16 protein-coding genes are annotated in these 19,278 nt (G+C 39.7%); 4 read left to right on the top strand and 12 right to left on the bottom strand.

All coding sequences use genetic code 11. The features are described 5' to 3' along the window. Positions 1–157: 157 nt before the first annotated feature. From CTY47_RS17465 to CTY47_RS17475, 3 genes are all read left to right on the top strand, one after another. Entirely contained in the window at positions 158–583 is a 426-nt protein-coding gene (locus CTY47_RS17465) for a hypothetical protein (RefSeq protein WP_233202200.1), read from the top strand. 161 nt (positions 584–744) lie between these two features. Further along, positions 745–1,047: a hypothetical protein gene (locus CTY47_RS17470; RefSeq protein WP_233202201.1), complete on the top strand. Its 303-nt coding sequence runs from the start codon at positions 745–747 to the stop codon at positions 1,045–1,047. Positions 1,048–1,188: 141 nt separating this feature from the next. After that, the gene (locus CTY47_RS17475) at positions 1,189–1,455 is read left to right on the top strand and encodes a transposase (protein ID WP_233202057.1); all 267 of its coding nucleotides are present in this window, start codon (positions 1,189–1,191) and stop codon (positions 1,453–1,455) included. 70 nt (positions 1,456–1,525) lie between these two features. Here the strand turns inward: CTY47_RS17475 and glmM are convergent, their stop codons facing one another. The 11 genes from glmM to CTY47_RS14110 form a co-directional block, all read right to left on the bottom strand. Beyond that, positions 1,526–2,914, bottom strand: coding sequence for a phosphoglucosamine mutase (gene glmM / locus CTY47_RS14065; protein ID WP_099465413.1), 1,389 nt, complete (start codon positions 2,912–2,914; stop codon positions 1,526–1,528). Between the two features lie 8 nt (positions 2,915–2,922). Next, positions 2,923–3,480: a DUF4827 family protein gene (locus CTY47_RS14070; protein WP_099465414.1), complete on the bottom strand. Its 558-nt coding sequence runs from the start codon at positions 3,478–3,480 to the stop codon at positions 2,923–2,925. Between the two features lie 53 nt (positions 3,481–3,533). Then, positions 3,534–4,583 (bottom strand): DHH family phosphoesterase, encoded by a 1,050-nt coding sequence (locus tag CTY47_RS14075; protein WP_099465415.1) that lies wholly within the window; start codon positions 4,581–4,583, stop codon positions 3,534–3,536. Between the two features lie 47 nt (positions 4,584–4,630). Beyond that, on the bottom strand, positions 4,631–5,602 hold the full coding sequence (locus CTY47_RS14080; RefSeq protein ID WP_233202202.1) for a ComEC/Rec2 family competence protein: 972 nt from the start codon (positions 5,600–5,602) through the stop codon (positions 4,631–4,633). A gap of 332 nt (positions 5,603–5,934) precedes the next feature. Continuing rightward, the gene (gene rpe, locus CTY47_RS14085; RefSeq protein WP_099465417.1) at positions 5,935–6,585 is read right to left on the bottom strand and encodes a ribulose-phosphate 3-epimerase; all 651 of its coding nucleotides are present in this window, start codon (positions 6,583–6,585) and stop codon (positions 5,935–5,937) included. Positions 6,586–6,665: 80 nt separating this feature from the next. After that, entirely contained in the window at positions 6,666–6,842 is a 177-nt protein-coding gene (locus tag CTY47_RS17140) for a hypothetical protein (protein WP_199163430.1), read from the bottom strand. Positions 6,843–6,919: 77 nt separating this feature from the next. Further along, the gene (locus CTY47_RS14090) at positions 6,920–7,513 is read right to left on the bottom strand and encodes an RNA polymerase sigma factor (RefSeq protein ID WP_099465418.1); all 594 of its coding nucleotides are present in this window, start codon (positions 7,511–7,513) and stop codon (positions 6,920–6,922) included. Positions 7,514–7,717: 204 nt separating this feature from the next. Further along, positions 7,718–9,313 carry an OmpP1/FadL family transporter gene (locus CTY47_RS14095; protein ID WP_099465419.1) on the bottom strand — a complete coding sequence of 532 codons (1,596 nt, stop codon included), beginning with the start codon at positions 9,311–9,313 and terminating at the stop codon, positions 7,718–7,720. A gap of 33 nt (positions 9,314–9,346) precedes the next feature. After that, a complete protein-coding gene (locus tag CTY47_RS14100; protein WP_099465420.1) occupies positions 9,347–10,639 on the bottom strand; it encodes a hypothetical protein in 1,293 nt (430 codons plus the stop codon). A 383-nt stretch (positions 10,640–11,022) separates the two neighbouring features. Then, positions 11,023–11,664 carry a cytidylate kinase-like family protein gene (locus CTY47_RS14105; RefSeq protein WP_099465421.1) on the bottom strand — a complete coding sequence of 214 codons (642 nt, stop codon included), beginning with the start codon at positions 11,662–11,664 and terminating at the stop codon, positions 11,023–11,025. A gap of 46 nt (positions 11,665–11,710) precedes the next feature. Continuing rightward, entirely contained in the window at positions 11,711–13,066 is a 1,356-nt protein-coding gene (locus tag CTY47_RS14110; protein ID WP_099465422.1) for an MATE family efflux transporter, read from the bottom strand. Between the two features lie 76 nt (positions 13,067–13,142). On the opposite strand from CTY47_RS14110, the gene CTY47_RS14115 reads away from it, so the two are divergent. Then, the gene (locus CTY47_RS14115) at positions 13,143–13,616 is read left to right on the top strand and encodes a GAF domain-containing protein (protein WP_099465423.1); all 474 of its coding nucleotides are present in this window, start codon (positions 13,143–13,145) and stop codon (positions 13,614–13,616) included. On the opposite strand, the gene CTY47_RS14120 is transcribed toward CTY47_RS14115, so the two are convergent. Further along, positions 13,603–19,134: an alpha-2-macroglobulin family protein gene (locus CTY47_RS14120; protein ID WP_099465424.1), complete on the bottom strand. Its 5,532-nt coding sequence runs from the start codon at positions 19,132–19,134 to the stop codon at positions 13,603–13,605. The two genes, CTY47_RS14115 and CTY47_RS14120, sit on opposite strands and share 14 nt — an antisense overlap. Positions 19,135–19,278 lie beyond the last annotated feature (144 nt).

Below are 19,278 nucleotides of genomic sequence, written 5' to 3' on the forward strand. Positions count from 1 at the left end.
CGTTTTGGTTTAGAATTCCTTTCGTCGAATCAGTATCGATGGCTTATTCGCCTAAAATAGGCTAAAAATAAAAAGGACTGTCTACATTAGCAGACAGCCCCCCTATTCTTTATTATGTCTAGTCCTAAAATAGCGTTACACCAAATTAAGTAACGAAATGAAAAAGTCAGAAACCAAGTACATTAGACGTACACAAAAGGATTACAGCATGTCCTTTAAATTATCAGTAGTTCAAGAGTATGAAACAAGCCGGCTAAGTATGGAGACTATTCAGCGTAAATATGGCATACAAGGAAGCCATACATTAAAACGTTGGATTGAAAAATATGGTAACTTTGACGTGTCAAACAAATCTCATTGTCCCGTGGAAAAGAGTAAGGAACAGCAACTGCTTGAATTGGAGCAGAAAATAAAGTTGTTGGAGCACAAGAACGCCCGCCTGGAGAAGGAACTCGAATTAAAGGATATAAAAGCCGAATTCTTTGATATGATGATAGATATCGCAGAACAGGAATATCACATCGATATCCGAAAAAACTCCTTTCCCGAACAGTCCTCCAATACAAAGAAGAAAAATCCGTAAGTATCAGCGGGATCTGCCGACTGCTCGGGATAAGCAGGCAAAAATATTACCGTCAGCATTGGAGTATAGACAGGAGTCGCCAAAAAGCTACCGAAGTTGTAGAGATAGTACAGGGTCTCCGTTTGGAGATGCCCCATATAGGTACCCGTAAACTCTATCATATGCTTCAGCCGGTATTGAAAGAGAAGAAAGTTGGCCGTGACAGGCTGTTTGACATACTACGTGCCAACCACATGCTCATAAAGCCTGTCCGTTCCTATCATGTGACGACCAACTCCCACCATCGGTTCCACAGGCACAAGAACCTTGTGGCAAATATGGAATCTATACGTCCGGAAGAAATCTGGGTTTCGGATATAACCTATATAAGAAATAGAAACAGTCACTTGTATCTCTCATTGATTACAGACGCTTATTCAAAGAAGGTTATGGGATATGACCTTTCCTGTTCTTTGTACTTTTAGGGTACCCTTAGTGCCTTAAAGATGTCCAACGTCAACCGATTGTACAGGGAGGAACCCTTAATACATCACTCAGATCGTGGTATACAATACTGCTCCGATGCATATCAGAGATTATTGAAACGGTATCATATCATACCGAGCATGACTGAGTCCTATGATCCTTATGCAAATGCCATAGCAGAAAGGATAAACGGGATACTCAAACATGAGTTTCTGCTTGAAGACCTTAATCTTCCATTGGCACAGATGAAGCGTCTGGTAAAGGATGCTGTTTATAAATATAATAATCTCAGACCACATTACTCGTGCGGATACAAAACACCGGAGTATATGCACCATCAGAGGCAGATTAAAATTAAAAGTTATAAAAACAAACAGTTCAGCAAGGCTAGCCTTGCTGAACTGTGATAAATGTTTTAGTTTTGTCCAATAACTGTAACGGTTATTTAGGACTAGTCATTATTATTTCTTATATTTCCTACTTACACATATCATTGATAATCTGAATCAATTCTCCGCCTAATTCTTCGGCTTCTTTCATTGTATGAGCTTCGGAATAGATACGAATAATAGGTTCGGTATTACTCTTACGAAGATGCACCCATTTATCAGGGAAATCAATCTTTACACCATCAATATCGGTAATGTCATACTGGGCAAATTTTTCTTTTACCTTTAAAAGGATTGCATCCACATCAATCTCCGGGGTAAGTTGAACCTTTTGCTTTGAAATAAAGTACGGAGGATAAGTTGCACGCAGTTCGCTGGTCTTCATCTTCTTTTTTGCCAAATGAGACAAGAACAAAGCTATGCCAACCAAAGCATCGCGGCCATAATGACTTGCCGGATAAATAACACCGCCATTTCCTTCGCCGCCTATTATAGCATCGGTTGCCTTCATCTTTGTTACAACATTCACCTCTCCTACTGCAGCCGCATTATATTCACAACCATGATTACGGGTTACATCACGTAAGGCACGGCTAGAACTAAGATTGCTAACCGTATTACCCGGCGTATGACTCAGAACATAATCGGCAATGGCTACCAGCGTATATTCTTCGTTAAACATTTCACCATTTTCACAAACAATAGCTAAACGGTCTACATCCGGATCAACAACAAAGCCTACATCAGCCTTTGCATGTTTCATTAAATCCGAAATTTCTGTCAGATTTTCAGGTAATGGTTCCGGATTATGAGAGAAATTACCATGGGGAGCACAATGCAACTTAAAGATTTCTTTTACCCCTAACGCATAAAGCAAATCAGGAAGAACAACACCACCCACCGAATTTACGCAATCGATAGCAACACGGAAGTTGGCAGCCTTAATGGCCTCTACATCCACCAAATCCAACTTCAGAACACTTTCGATATGTTTTTGTTTGTAGGTATTATCTGCAGTTACCTTACCCAGATGGTCAACATCGGCAAACTCAAAATTTTCTGCTGCTGCAATTTCCAATACTTCATTACCTTCTGCAGCATTCAGAAATTCGCCTCGTTCATTTAATAACTTCAAAGCATTCCACTGTTTCGGATTATGGCTCGCCGTTAAAATAATTCCACCACAGGCCTGTTCCACAGTAACGGCGATTTCGGTAGTAGGCGTAGTTGCAAGATCAATATCCACAACATCAAATCCCATACCTGTAAGTGTGCCTAATACCACCTGTTTTACCATCGGACCGGAAATACGGGCATCACGTCCTACAACAATTTTGTTTGTCTTTACTTTTGTGTTTTTCTTTATAAATGTAGCATAAGCTGCCACAAACTTCACGATAGCCAACGGATTTAGCCCGTCATCCGGACTGCCACCAATTGTACCGCGAATACCGGAAATAGATTTAATTAGAGTCATAAGTCAGATTATTTTTCAAATATATATCTTACCTTTTTAAAATAGACAGGAATACCATTCGTGTTAAAATAGGTCTGCTGAGTAAATCTTTTAAACGGAACTATCAATTTCACATACGAACTGTCACCAACATAGGCCAAGCCACTGGCTAATCCTTCCCCTACAAAATCTGCATAATAAGAAGTTTTTGGCTGATTAATCCCATAAGTAAACTCTACAGGAAAAGTGTTGCTTTCCGACAAAGTATTAAAAGATGAGGTATCGCCCAGCAATGGTTTTGCAATAAAACGACACAACACCTGTGTCTGTCCAAGTACCGCCCGTTGGCCATTACCTGAATCAATCACATTCAGATAAACATCATTATCCAGCTTCACAAATTGATTGGGTTTAAAAACACCGTCTTCAGGATAATCATCCAATACTTCAATTCCCTCTTCATCAATCAGGCGGTTTATAGCTTTCTTTTCTGCTTTCAGCATATCCGTATACGTTTTCGTTTTACTACATGATATAGCCACCAGCGCAGCACACACAATCAACAAGAAATTAAAACCTTTTTTCATCTGTAACTCTTTAAATATAATGACTGGCAAATGTAAATAATCTCCATCACATCTTATGCATTTTTACTCAAATCTTCCATTTTATTAGGATTAAATTCCTCTAATCCTTTTTCGAAAACGGCAACGGCATCCGATAATGTTCCATAATATTCGCCGCCGGAAGCATTTTTATGTCCTCCTCCACTGAAATATTTAGAGGCAAACTGATTACAAGGAAAATCGCCAACAGAGCGTAAAGATATTTTCATATAATCCGAATCTTCACGAATGAATACACTAAAACATATACCTTCTATACTAAGTGGAAGATTTACAAAACCTTCCGTATCCCCGGTTGCATAATGGAAACGCTTCAATTCTTCGTCAGACAATGTAATCAGTGCTGTATGGCATCCAGGATATATTTTCATCTTTTCATACAAGACATACCCCATCAAACGTAAGCGGGATTCCGAATAGACTTGATTCACCTGACGGTATATCAGATCCTTATCTATGCCTTTCTTTATTAGTTCGCTGATAATCGTATAAATTTCAGGTTTATTTGAATTGTATGTAAAAGAGCCGGTATCTGTCATCATTCCCGTATAAATACATTCGGCAGCATTTTTATCCAGCATGTCAAACATGCCCATACGACAAATAAAACGGAATATCATTTCGCTGGTAGAAGACATTTCGGGATAAGACATTATTACACGACAAAAATCGGCCGGGTTCAAATGATGGTCTATCATTACCTTACGTCCTTCGGCAGCTATAACAACCGGAGCCAACTTTTCTATACGCTTCGGTTCATTAAAATCCAAACAGAAGATTACATCCGCTTCACGTATCAATTGTTCGGCAAAATCAGGATATTTCTCATGAATCACTATATCTTTACGTCCCGGCATCCAATTATAAAATGAAGGAAATCCATTTGGCACAACCACCGAAACATTATCTTTACCGTAAGCAGTCAGAAAATGATATAAACCTAAAGATGAACCTAGCGCGTCACCATCCGGTGATACATGTGTTACTATAACAAAACTTTCGCCTTTTTCTACGTACTTTTTGGCTTTCTGAATCTTTTCTTCGTGAATGATTTTTGTAATCATATAATCTTTCTAAATTTTCAAAGCCAAAGGTACGACTTTTTTATGTTTCAGGATATATAATACCTTTTAATAACTGCAGCAAACATTATAATTAACAATAAAGACAATGATAAAAGTAGCCATACCGGACGATGCAAACGTAAATATAACAACGATGACAAAAGAATAGCATAGCAAATTATCAAACTTACAAAATCAAGTTGAATAATAAACATAGCTCCTGGAATGTGACTGAAAGCATCCACAATTTTCACCATCCATTGCGTTAAAATCTCCACGCCCCGCTGCAACCAGTCAAGACCGGGGAACCATTGAGGCAACATAAGCCATAAAAATGCCATCGGAATAAGCATTGTTGCAATAAAGGTTAAAGGCAAGTTCGTGAATAAAAACACGGATGATGACCGTCCGAAATAAAATAAACAAAGTAACGCCGTGCCAACCTGCGCCGCAATTGTTATTGTAATCCAATTCCAGGGAATCGACAACAAAGGATTTCTTACATAAATAAAATTCCTTAATGACGGTTGTAAATACAGGATAAAGAATACTGCTATATAACTCAACTGGAAACCTATATCAAACAAATAAAACGGATCGTACACCAACATACAAAAAGCCGCGGCAGCCAAAGTATTATAGCTATCTGTTGTACGCCGCAAAACTTTTCCTGTCAGGTAAAAAGACAACATACAACCAGCCCTGACTGTTGAAGCGGCCATACCTGTGACACAAACAAAACTCCATAAAAGAACCACTACTAAAATATACTTAGTCCATCGTCCGGTTCTGTTCTTTGGAAGAAATCCCAAAGCAATGGAAAGAAAACCACAAACGATAGCTACATGAAAACCGCTTACGGCCAAAATATGTGCCACACCGGCTGTCGAAAAATTTCTTTTCACCTCCGGGTTCATAGCTTGCCGGTATCCTAATGTTATTGTAGCTAAAACCGATTTTTCTTTATCTGTCAAGTGTAAACAATCAAAAGAGTCGGCCAACTTTGATTGTTCTTTCATAGCAAATTGCTGTATTACAGCAGGGCTAACATGATTATCTTGCCGCTCAACTCCTGCGGTAACAAACATGGATGACGTTATTAGCAGACAAGAAAAAACAAATCCCCATGTCCAGCGGTAATTATAACAACATCTATTGCCGTTCGCTTCGAAACAGAATGCCAATAACAAGAATGTACCGGAGGAAAACAAAAACAAAACAGAAAGATTGCTGTCAGGAAATATTAACTGTAACAAGATTCCGGCTATCCATAAGAAAAGCGGCCTCACAAAAGGCCGCTTTTGAATTTCTTCAATCATTTATGTCAAGGTTTGGTATTTTATGTATTTTATTATAATTCTTTCAAATCCCGTATCGTCTGTAACGGATCAGGAGATTTAAAAACAAAACTACCTGTCACTAATACATCTGCACCTGCATCCAACAGTCGTTTTCCGGTTTCCATATTAACGCCTCCATCTATTTCGATCAAAGTATTCAAACCTTTACGGGTTATCATTTCTTTCAAACGGACCGTTTTTTCCACTGTATGTTCAATGAAACGCTGTCCTCCGAAACCCGGATTAACAGACATAAGCAATACCATATCCACATCCTGGATAATGTCTTCCAATAGACAAACCGGAGTATGCGGGTTTAGAGTAACTGCCGCTTTCATTCCCGTTTCCTTAATTGCTGCCACCGTACGGTGCAAATGCATACTTGCTTCATAATGTACATTCATCATATACGCACCTATAGCTGCAATTTCCCTGACGAACTTCTGAGGCTCAACTATCATCAGGTGAACATCCATTGGCTTCTTACAAATAGGCTTCAATGCCTCAAGCACAGGAAAGCCAAAAGAGATATTCGGAACAAATACGCCATCCATAATATCCAAGTGTAACCAGTCTGCATCACTATTATTTATCATTTCTACCTCTTCCTGCAAATGCATAAAGTCCGCAGACAATAAAGAGGGTGCTATTAAATGTTTCATAAATACTCTTTTGTTTTTTGCAAAGGTACATAAAAAGAAAGAGAACACTTACATAATAAATGTTCTCTTTCTCTAATTCTTTAATTCATTACTAAACCGCAGAGGTCTGCTCTCAACAGAGGTTCTGCATGATAAACCCTTGCAAACTGACTAAGGAAATCCAGCGTTTGCTTGCGAGGCATGCTGTTCTTGTCATCAGGGTTCTTTTTGGCTTTATTGTCCGCTTCATTCATACATTGAGTAGAAAGTCTTTTCATAGGCAACTGTTTTTTCTTTTGATATTAAAACGTTACCTTGTTCCACTTATTGCACGAAATGATATTATTTTATCAAATTATACCAAAGATAATTCTATGCTGTTTTCATCCGCCATACGGCGCATATTCAGGATAGCATACCTCATACGTCCTAAAGCCGTATTGATACTTACACCGGTTATATCAGCAATTTCTTTAAAGCTGAGATCCTGATAGTACCTCATCTCCAACACTTCACGCTGGCTATCAGGCAAATGCCTAACCAGTTTCTTCACATCCGAAAGAACCTGACGACGTACAATATTATCTTCGATTGTTCCGTCGCAAAGTTTTATATTATTAAAAAGATCTACTTCAACCTCATCATTGGAGACTGTATTTTCGCTACGTTCCTGACGGAAATAGTCAATAATCAGATTATGGGCAATACGCGTTATCCATGCTTTAAACTTCCCGTTCTCTGTATACCGGCCTTGCTTAATAGTCATAATAACTTTTACAAAGGTCTCCTGGAAAATATCTTCCGTAAGATCTCTATTGCGTACTATAAAGTAAATATAGGAATGGATGCTGCTTTTATAACGACTTAACAAAACATCGAATGCAGCATTATCACCTTGCGCATAAAGGACAACCAGATCTTCGTCGGTCATCATTTTTAATGTACTCATTACTTTTCTTATTTTAAGTTTCCTTGAGTAACGTTTATGCTATAGGCTGTGAAGTTTTAATGTTATACAATGTTTATTATGGAAGCAAAAGAACAAAAACTATTTTAATTAGGCAAGTTTTTCATTTCTTTTTATAAAAAGAATGTCCCCTACCTGTACTTTTCACGTACAAATAGGGGACATTTCTGAACTAACTATGGCTTTTTAGAACTTATAGCCCAATGTCAAAGCCACACGCGTCGTATTTGTTTTCAAAGTTGCTCCCTGATTAAGGATTTCAATATCACCATCTTCCATTGGATATAAATTAGAGAAATTATAAGCATCTTCTTTATGTACTTTATACACATACGCCAAATCGGCATAGAAGTTAGGTGTAAAACGATAACCAAGACCTATTGTATAATTGTTCACACCCCGGTCTATCGTATAGTTAGGAATAGTACCTACAGTAACTGTCTCAGTTTTCTGGTCTCTCAAATCAGCTTTTACCGGACTACCGCTCCAAGCATAACCCGCGCGTACCGAAAACTGAGGTGTTATTCTGGCTTCCGCGCCTACACGTAAGGTATTTCCAATACCAAAATCTTCTTTTATATACGTATTTGTTTCCAGGTTTTCATTACCGTTTTCAAAATACATTTTCATGTTCTTGTAATTGGTTAGCTCATAATCAACACTGATTAACCCATACTTTCCGATAATTGCAGCAGCACTGAACAACCATTTATCAGGAGAACGATACTGGTAATTCGAATATGCACCATCAGGGGTAGTAGCCCATTGATCGCCCCCCATCACACGCGAAGAACCTTTTGCGTAAAAATAATCTGTCATCTTATACCAGACAGGAGAATTATATGCAACGCCTAACCGGAAATAGTCTGACGGACGAACAATGGCTCCTATATTAAAAGAATAACCTGTACCATCCGTGCTAAGGGAATTTTCCAGTTTCAGATTACTGTCATCCGTAAATACTTCATTATACCAGGAAGAATAATCATAATTCAAATCCGTAATAGCCAACGTACCTCCCAACAAAAAAACATCAGAAAAATTTAATCCGAAAGCTATATTATACTGATCAATTGCACCTCTCTCCGTCACGTTCAAATCGGCTCCCGTCTGCTTCAGCCATTCTCCTGTTCCCGAATTTATATAAGAGCTGGAAAACTCTCTACTCCTATCACCTCCGATAGGATTCATAAAACCGGCATTATAGCCAAGAACAGACATCCACGGCAGATCGTTAGCATACGGGTCAAGCCCTTTTCCGTCTTTCAGGTCGTTTGCAATAAAACCAGGAGAGCGATGAGCTAAACGCGTTGACAACTCGGCAATATAATCGGACAGGGATGTGTTCAGTCCGCCGCCGGTACTCATAGTATAATTACGGCTATAGTTTTTTGCCCTATTGTAAGAGAAACCAACATTCCAGCTCACCAGACCTGCATCATTGGAGGTCGGGAAATAACCCACATAAGCTATATTGTCAAAATTTACTCTCGTACGGCTATTATCAACTTTATTACCCAGCCAATCAGATTTGGCAGAAACACTGGACAAACTTAACGTTGTAACAATTTCGGAACTACGATAAATTGCCAATCCAGCCGGGTTGCTATGCATTGCCGAAATATCTCCGCCCAAAGCACCAAACGCACCACCCATACTCAAATAACGCGCTGTTCCGTTCAGATCATTCTGAACAAATCTAAAAGCATCTAACTCGCCTTGTGAGAAAGCGGCACCGCTATACAAAGCGAGTGCCGACATTACGATCAATATCTTTTTCATCTTATTCTCTATTTAATCAACCTGATATCCTTTCTATCTACGGCCACCACCGGAACGGCTTCCGCCACCTCCTGATCTAACGCTACCGCCACTTGACCGGCTACCACCAAAACTACCACTTGAAGAACCTATAGAAGAACCACTGCTACGGGAAGGAGCTGTGTAACTTCTGGTTTCGGATGATGAACGGCTACTATTATTATATGAACGATTATTATTATAAGTACGGCTCGGTGCTGTATATTGACGGCTGGACGAAGAACGACCAGCGCTGCTACTTCTTTCAATCACGCGTGAACGGCTGGAGTTCACTGATGACGATCGGTTACCGGATGATGATGCAGAACTACGTCCTATAGAGGATCTGCTGCCGGCTCCGGAAGCCCCGCTTCTTGAATATGTGCCAGATCTGTCAGATGAAGATACACGTCCCGAACTACTTCGTCCCGTTGTAGAACTTCCTCTTAATGAAGAAGAAGTAGAACGGTCGCCTGCATAACTTCTTCCATTGGAAGTACGTCCGTTATATGTGCTTGTACCGGCATAGCTTCTGCCGCCAGAAGTACGTCCGTTATTATATTTCGTATATGGAGTTGCATAATACGGATAATGATGATGGTGCCCCCAATGGCCGCCCCAGTAGCCGCCGCCCCATCCCCATGATGGGCCATACCATGGATCATACCAACCACCATACCACGGGCTTGACCAACCGGCGTAAAATCCGCCCCAACCAAAGCCCCAGCGAGGTCCATACCATGAAGAGTAAGTCCACCAAGGACTGTAACCAATCCAAGGATCATACCAGCCTCCGCCATACCATGGGTTACCCCAGCTATTACCTATATTGATATTGAAGTTTACATTTGCATTTCCATCTGAATAATCGGTATCATAGCCATAACCATAATATCCGTCACTCAAATACAAATCAACCTGATCGGCACCAGCTATTGTAATTTTGCTAGGTGAATGATAGCGAATAATACGTTCTGTATATTCCGTATCGGAACGACGTTCGGGAGCAGCTTTTGTTTGTACAACATCACTCTCCGTAAATTCATCGTCATCATTATAAGGTTCGTCTACATCTACAGAAGTGTAACGACGGTTATATTCGTCCACATCCCTACTTGCACCATAAGCTGAGGTGGCTGAAGATGCGACTTCTCTCTTTGTTTGTATTACGTTTTTCTCTTCTACTTTTTCTTTCTTCTTATTCTTGCTTGAAGAGAAATACACATCATCAAAGAATTCTTCCTGGGCAGCAACACTGAAAGCCACCAGAAGCATAACTATCACAGATGTTAATTTCATGGGTTTCATATTTTTTCTCCTCTTCGTTTATATATTCCTAATCGATATTTATATTTTAGACATTGAACCATCCCGATGGTTTAACTAGTATTTCTTTTTTAAAGAATAAACACCTTGCACTATAGGTACAAATATAGCCTGTTATTAATGGAATCAAAGCATTTATATATACTTTAACTATCTATCACAGGCAATACACGCTGTCTACAATTTAAGATGCAAAAGAAGAACGTTTCGCTGCAAAACATCCCGATAATTTTTGAAAAACATCCTGATCATTTTCAAAAATCATCGGGATGAGTTAAAAATATGAATGGTAGCTTTATTACGACCGACCTCAGCGCCGATATTGATAAACGACTTGAAAAAATACAGAAGATGGAATAAATAAATTATCCGAAATGCGGTGGTTTCATACTGAGCTTCTTTTCAACAAAACTCTTCATAAAGGCCACTGTTTCGTCAATACCTAATACAGAAGCATCTATGGAAAAGTTATACGAAGAAGCAACGCCCCAAGCTTTATTTGTATAGTAATTGTAATAAGCGGCACGGGATTTATCCGTTTTAACTATCAATTCTTTCGCTTGCTCTACAGTAATTTGCTGACTTTCCAGAATCCTCTGAATACGATTTTCCATTGTATTATGGATAAAGAAACTGATACATGCAGTATCATCACGGAGGATATAATCGGCACAACGTCCGACCAGAATACACGATTCGGTCTCGGCCAACTTCCGGATGGCATCACTTTGCAACTTAAATAGTGCATCGTTAGACAAAATATCATTGAAAGGAGTAAACATACTCATATACGAATAGCCCATTGTAAAAGCATAGGCCAAGCCACTTGAAGCACGTTCGTCGGCCTGCTCAAATACATCTTCACACAATCCGCTTTCTTTTGCCGCTACAGACAACAATTCTTTATCGTAATAGGCAATGCCCAAAGATTTTGCCAGTTTTTGTCCTATTTCTCGTCCACCGCTTCCAAACTGCCGGCCGATGGTCAGTACTATTCTATTATCCATAGAGTAAATTGTTAAAAGTATTACAGCGTTAAAGATACAATTTTTTTTATTCTTTCGGCATACGTTTAAATTTTCTAAACTGGTTCACCAAAACAATAGCCGTTACGATAGTTGCAGTTGCATCGGCTACCGGTATACTGATCCACACTCCGAGTGTTCCGAAAAACCGCGGAAGGATAATCAAGCAAGGTACAAGGAACAGCAACTGACGGGTAAGTGATAAGAAAATAGCTTTCTTGGACATACCTATGGAAAGGAAAAAGTTTGTTGCCACCATTTGAAATCCTACAATCGGAAATACAGCAAACACAATGTGCAAACCATACACGGAAGCATTAATTAATTCATCATCCACAGTAAACAACTGTACGATCAGTGAAGGAAACAACTGGCATAGTAAAAATCCAAAAGTAGCTACTCCAACAGCCCATTTAGTAGTCAGTTTAGTTACTTCCGTAACACGATGGAACTGGCGGGCTCCGAAATTATATCCGGCAATAGGCTGCATACCTTGATTGAAACCCATTATGATCATAATAAAGAGAAAAACAATACGGTTTACAATGCCATACGCACCAATCGCCATATCGCCTCCATATTCTTTCAACCCTCTATTTATCAAAATTATAATCAGACACGAACACATATTCATCAGAAAAGGGGACATACCTATATATAGGATTCCTTTTACAATTTCTGATCTCAAATGAAATATGCCACGATGAAAATGAATCAACTGTTTCGGTTTTGAGAAATGAATAAACTGTCCCATCAGTGAAATCACCTGAGAAATAACCGTAGCCCAGGCCGAACCCTCAATGCCCCATCCGAAACCAAATATAAAAAGAGGATTCAAAACACAGTTTATTACAACCGAAGCCAATGTTGCATACATTGCCAACTTAGGGAAACCCGAAGAACGAAGTACAGCATTCAATCCCAGATACATATGAGTAACAACGTTGCCATATAAAATAACCCGCATATAATCGCGCGCATAAGAAATCGTATTTTCGCTGGCTCCAAAAAAATATAAAACCGGATCTAACAGAAAAAGAAAAACAAAAGTAAAAGTAACCCCTAACAGGATATTCAACATCAGTACATTTCCCAAAACCTTATTGGCTCCTTCATAATCTTTTTGTCCCAACTTAACAGATACCAAAGTAGAAGCTCCGACGCCAACAAGCGAACCAAAAGCTGCTGCTAAATTCATTAATGGAAAAGTTAAAGCCAAACCAGAAATAGCCAACGGACCAACACCATGTCCTATAAAAATGCTGTCTGCCATATTATAAAGAGAAGAAGCTGTCATCGCTATAATGGCCGGAATTGCATACTGGGTCAGTAACTTACCGATAGGTTCGGTACCTAATACCAAAGGAGAGTTTTGTTTTGCCATATATTATATTTTCTGCAAAGATACACACTTTTAGACTTAATTTTTACCTTTGCTTTTGTATAATGGATTATAAAATATGGCAGAAGAATTAATCATCAGGCAAGGTAATAAAGAAGATCAGTACAAAACTTTATTCCCACAAATTAAATCACTGGTAGACGGAGAGACTGATTTCGTCGCCAACATGGCCAACATTACAGCTGCATTAAAACAGACTTTCGATTTCTTTTGGGTTGGGTTTTACACTGTAAAAAACGGACAACTGGTATTATCTCCTTTTCAAGGACCTGTTGCCTGTACACGAATCCAATACGGAAAAGGTGTATGCGGCACAGCATGGAAAGAAGCACATACAATTATTGTTCCCGACGTAGATATGTTTCCGGGACATATAGCCTGCAATTCAGCCTCAAAGTCGGAAATTGTCGTGCCCCTCATTAAAGAAGGGCAAGTTATAGCCGTATTGGATATAGACAGTGACAAACTGAACAGTTTCGACGAAACAGATTCAGCCTGTCTGGAAAAAATATGCAATCTTATTGTACACTGACCTGTCGACCGGCTGTATTAGCCCGAATCAAATTATTATACATAGCCTCACAATATACAGGCGGTAAATAGAAACGTCCCGGATAAACAGCACATAGACTAATTTTCACTGTCACTTGTCGGCCTGAAGGCAGATTATCAATGTAACTATATACACGATCGTCGCGAATATCCTGATAACTAACTCCTACCGTTTGTACACTTGTTGCACCTTCATTCAAGAAACGCGTATTAAGTATTTCCCATCCGGCAGGAAATATTTCGGTAAGTACCAAATTATTAAAACCACGTGCCGTAGGGTTCTTTATAGTCACAACAGCAACAAAATTCGTTCCTTGTTCCAGACTGTCCACATTTACCGGACGGCCATTCATACCAACATAGCTAATGGCCATTGTTATACCATTTGAATATGCTTCTTCCTTACCCTGTTCAGGTATTCCTTCCATGATAACACGGGCAAACAAAGTAGACTTACCCATATTCTTAATTTCCAAAGAAGCAGAAGAAGAGGCTTTTTTCAATAATACTTCAGACCATATATTCTTGGGACTAGTTACCTTTTCCGATTTTCCGGCACAGGAATAAGAAAAATCCATTGTTTCACCAACCTGGTAACGTTTTACATATTCGGACAAACTAACTAATGCAAATGCAGTGCTTTGTGTACTCAACCATTCATCTGAAGATAAAGACTTTGAAATTTCATTTGCCATATCGGCAGCTTCTTTACCTTTATCAAGCAAGCAGAGCGTCATAAGACGAATTGCATCGTCACGCAGATCACTACCAAACGTCAAATCATATTCGGAATAGTCCATTTTCAAATTTGTAGTTTTAGATATTAAAGTATTGGCAACATCCGGACGGCCAATCAAAGCATATGCCGAAGCAAGCATCCAGCGGCTCACAGCAGACAATGAAGTATTTTCTTTCAGTCTGTTCATAGCTCCCACTTCAGGAAGTTGAGCCAGAGCCAACACATACAAACGATAAGACTGCGTCATCTCTTCCGAACGTTGATAATAGGATTGAACCGGTTTCCAATCCCGGGCCACTCTTCGCAGGTTATTCAAAACATTACGTTTAACAGATTCAGGCACCAAATAACCTTGTGCTTCGGCAGAAAGTATAAAATGGGTAGCATAAACAGTGCCCCATCCATTCGTACTGGTTCCGCCCGGCCAATAAGAGAAAGCTCCATCTACAGTTTGATATGAACGCAAACGGCGCAGCACCTCTTTTACAGCGCTCTCGGTAGAAATTTCCTGTTCTTTCGAAAGAAACACAAATTCCTCCAGGTATAATTGTGGAAATGCCTTTGATATAATCTGCTCAATACAACCATGCGGATAGCCAAGAAGATAACCGAGACGCGCAGACAAATTAACAGGCTGTATATCCGACATTTCCAGAGTCAATGTATTTGTACCGTCAGTTCCCGGTAATTTAACTGCTTCTTTCCATGATTTTCCGGCATCCAGCGTAACAGGAATTACTTTGGTTTGAGAACGCCGTACGGAACGGATTTCAATATCGGCTTCATATACAGATTTATCACCTTTGCCAACCGCCGTAATCGTAATATGTCCAACCCCCGGAGTATCTTTCACACGAATACGGAACTGAGCTTGCTTATCTCCTTTCTTACCAAAATTCAACATCTTTGCATCCTCTCCCACAACCAGCATATTATCCGAACAAGAAATAGAAACATCCACATTTCCCACGCCATCTTCGGTGGCAAAAACAGTGGCGGGAACTATCATCTCTTCGCCTACGCCAATTACCCGTGGCAAAGTTCCAAGCAACATCACCGGTTTACGCACCATCACAGTTTTATCAGCATGGCCGTATGCTTCGCCATTACCGGCTACTACCATTACTTTTACCCGTCCGTTATAATTTGGCATCTTATAGGAATGACGTTGTTTCTGCCCTTTCTTTAACAGGAACGGTCCTTCAAACTGTACTACTGGTTTAAAGCGATTTACAATCGCTTTCGGGCCTTTATTCAAAGCATCGTCACCACCAATACTAAACAACTGTTCAATACGTCCGCCATAAGCTCCCAGCACATAGTTATATAAATCCCAGGTATTGACACCCAGAGCCTCACGCGCATTAAAAGCTTTCCATGGTTCGGGTGTACGGAAACGGGTAAGATCCAAAAGCCCTTCATCCACAATAGCCAACGTATAAGCCATTTCGCGACCGCTTTGCTCTGAAACAACAACCGTATAATTACTTTCCGGCTTTATTTCATCCGGTGTTTGAATTACCGGAGTAAGATGACTCTCAGGAGAAGTAACTGTAAACGGAACTACTCCATATAACCGGATTGGCAAGTCATTTTGCGTAATTCCGTGCGGTTGCAATAATGTAACATACACGTATGCATTAGGTTGCATCTCAGGCGTAACATCCAGCTTAATGACAGTTTGTCCGTCGCCACATTCATATTCCATAGTAGAAAGTACACGGCTTCCATTCTCAATATTCACAATAGCACGGCTCCCTTTGGAAGAAGGTATAGTAACAATCAATTTCTCACCCGGAGTATAATTATCCTTATCAGTCTTAAAACTCAACATGGTTGCAGCCTGGCTACCGTCGGCATTACGACGACCTTCATTGTAAGGCCAGTCATAATAGCTCATCACACCGGTAGAATGCTTGCTATCTTTATCTTTAACCGAAATAAAATAAGTTCCCCATTGTTCGTCATTAAATGAGAGTTTGAACTGCCCTTTACCGTTTGTCCCGGTACGAACCGTGAAATTCTTAACCGGTTTGTTATATGACTCAGAAACATAATTTGCCAAATCGCTATTGTCCGAACTCCACCACCAATACCAGTATACTTTATATATAGAAACTTCCAGCTCCGTATTAGATTGCGGATTACCTAAATAGTCAACCGAAGCAACCTCGTATGTATATTCTGTTCCGGTATTCAACTGTTCCTTCTCTTGTTGCGGAGACTTGATTCCGGCATATCGCCGATATGGAGAATAAAGCATCCGGTTAGCATCAATACTAAAGTCGCCCGATTCTTCATATACCCGTGTTACAAAGTTTGCCATAAGCATTCCGGGAGCAGAAGTTCCCGCCTCGAAACGGGCTTGAATAACCGCATTCCCATTTCCATCCGTAGTACCGGAAATCAATTTACTTTCTTCACTATTGAATACCCGAGAGGGATCGTCAAAGTAGAAATCCTTATATCCCGTAAAACTTGTAGGTGCCGGGATAAACGTTCCTTGTATATCATATTTTAAATTGCGGGCTGTTGCTCCCTGCAACCATTCCACATGTAAATGGGCATCTATAGGTTCGCTACGCAACAAAGTCTTCTCTGGCATCGTTAGGTTTATTTTTAAACGGTTCGGTTTTATGGATTCAATACGTAGCCGTTTTGTAAAAGTAGCACCTCCCACATTGACATTTACATTCCAGGCACCTGTCGGAGCATCCGGTTCGGTAGGCATGTCAAACACATAAGTTCCCAACACGCCTTGTGTCTGTGTTTTTCGGGTATAAAGTTGTCCCAACGGATTATATAATTCCATAACAACAGGATGATTAACCGGCAATTGTTTCAAACCGTCATTCAGCATAAAACCTAAATGCAACGTATCACCCGGACGCCACACGCCCCGTTCTCCATAAATAAAACCTTTAATCCCCTTCTGTATCACTTCTCCCGATACATCAAACGAACTCAACGATAAAGCCGATCCATTATCCACACGAAGATACGAACGCTGTTTGCCTAAAGAGGCTATCAGGTAGAAAGGCTTGCCGGAAGCAAGTTTCAATTTCACACAACCTTTATCATCCGTCACGCCTTTGGCTAAAACCTGATGTTGAAAGTTATAAACTGTTACGTCTACCTTTTTTTCGGGATGCGTACTTACTATATTGTGCACCAAGACAGTCATTTCATTGTCTTCGCCGGCCATAGCCATAAGGCCAAGATTGGTTGCCAGTATATTTTTTCCTGTTACCTTATTATAATAATAACTGTTGGAACAAGGATTATTCCGTTCGTTATAGTTATAATCCGACCAGTTAAAATCTCCATTGTAATAATAATAACCGCCATCATCAAAACGGCTGCATTCTTCTTTGAACTTTATCTCATCCTCTGCTAATATTTGTTCTTTTGAAATTTTCGTTCCTCCGTCACAAGGATAAGCGGACAATTCTTTATTAAAAGACAATTCGACCCGATAAATAGCTCCGGGCTCAGGTTGTATCAGTTGTTTTAGGTCAATAGCAAAAGTATTCCACTTGGAAATATCCAGAGAAGCGTCATCGTCTAAAAAAATAGTCTTTCGCGCAACCAAGCGGCCAACCCGCATAAGATCCGAAGTTTCATTCAGATTATTCACCTGAAGAAACTGACCGATATTTTGTTCCAATATCTTAATTACACGCACTACCACACCACGAAGATATACTGCCTGGAAAGGAACAGTCAGTTGCGTTGATTGGGGAATAATAACTCCATTTCCAATAAAACGAACGGCGGGCAATGAAGTATTTATATCAACTTGCCGGACAACATCCTGTCCCAGCTTCAAACCGCTTTTACTCTTTATTTCCCTGTTTAAATGAACATTAAGCACACCTTCACGCTGGGCATCCGGATATAAACGAAGTTTATTGCCATCCATATTCACAGTCTCCAACGTATTACCGGCAATAAAGGCAAGTCCCCGCATATCTTGCGTTATATCCAATAACTTGGTAAAAGCAATCTCTACATATTTCTCCGGTTCGGAAACATAATTAACACTATACACAGAGAAATCGTTCACTGAGGGAATATCAACAGACAAAAGATCATCTTCCTGAACATCAGATTTATTGGGAACTACAGAAACAACCAGTTTACGCGCACCATCAGTACCGGCTGCTACATTCATTAAGGAAACCTGATGCTTCTTACCATCCGGACTATGCTGCCAGACAGTCTCTACTTTTTCCGAAAACCGAATCAGAGCCTCAACAGTTTCGGGTGTTTCTTTATCAGGTGTATACAAAGTGCACACAACATCATATCCATTCTCATTCTTAGCATTCACATTCATTGACTCCACATTAGCCCGAAGAGTGAGCGGATTTGTAGAGAATTTAAAAGTAAAATACCTGTCTTTCCCTTTGGCATCAAACCACTCGGAAAGATCTGCTGTGATTTTATATGCCGTATTGCGTTCAAAGTTTTTAGCAGGTTTAAACACTATAGTCTGCCCATTCTCGAAAGAAAAAGTACCCTTTACTTCCGGTTTTATACGAATCAATTTATTTAACTGTTCCGCATTCATTTTATCAGCCGGGACTTCTTGATTAAGAATCAAATACACGGGAGCATATCTCGATATTTTACCAGAAGTAAAAGCTTCTACATAGGGACAGAATGTCAATTCTCCGTCATCACTATTCTTCGTATTACAACCGAAAAACAATGTAAGAAGATATAAAGAACAAATCAGGTACAGATACTTTGCCATAACGATTGATATTTACGTAAATACTGTCTATGACAAAGATAATCTTTTCTCTTAATCAGTCTATCTAAAAATAGAAAAATCCATATATTAGCATCCTAATCAGAATGAAAAGATGTTCTACAAAAACATAAAACGCAGACCTGT

Source organism: Parabacteroides provencensis (assembly GCF_900232875.1).
GTDB lineage: Bacteria > Bacteroidota > Bacteroidia > Bacteroidales > Tannerellaceae > Parabacteroides > Parabacteroides chinchillae.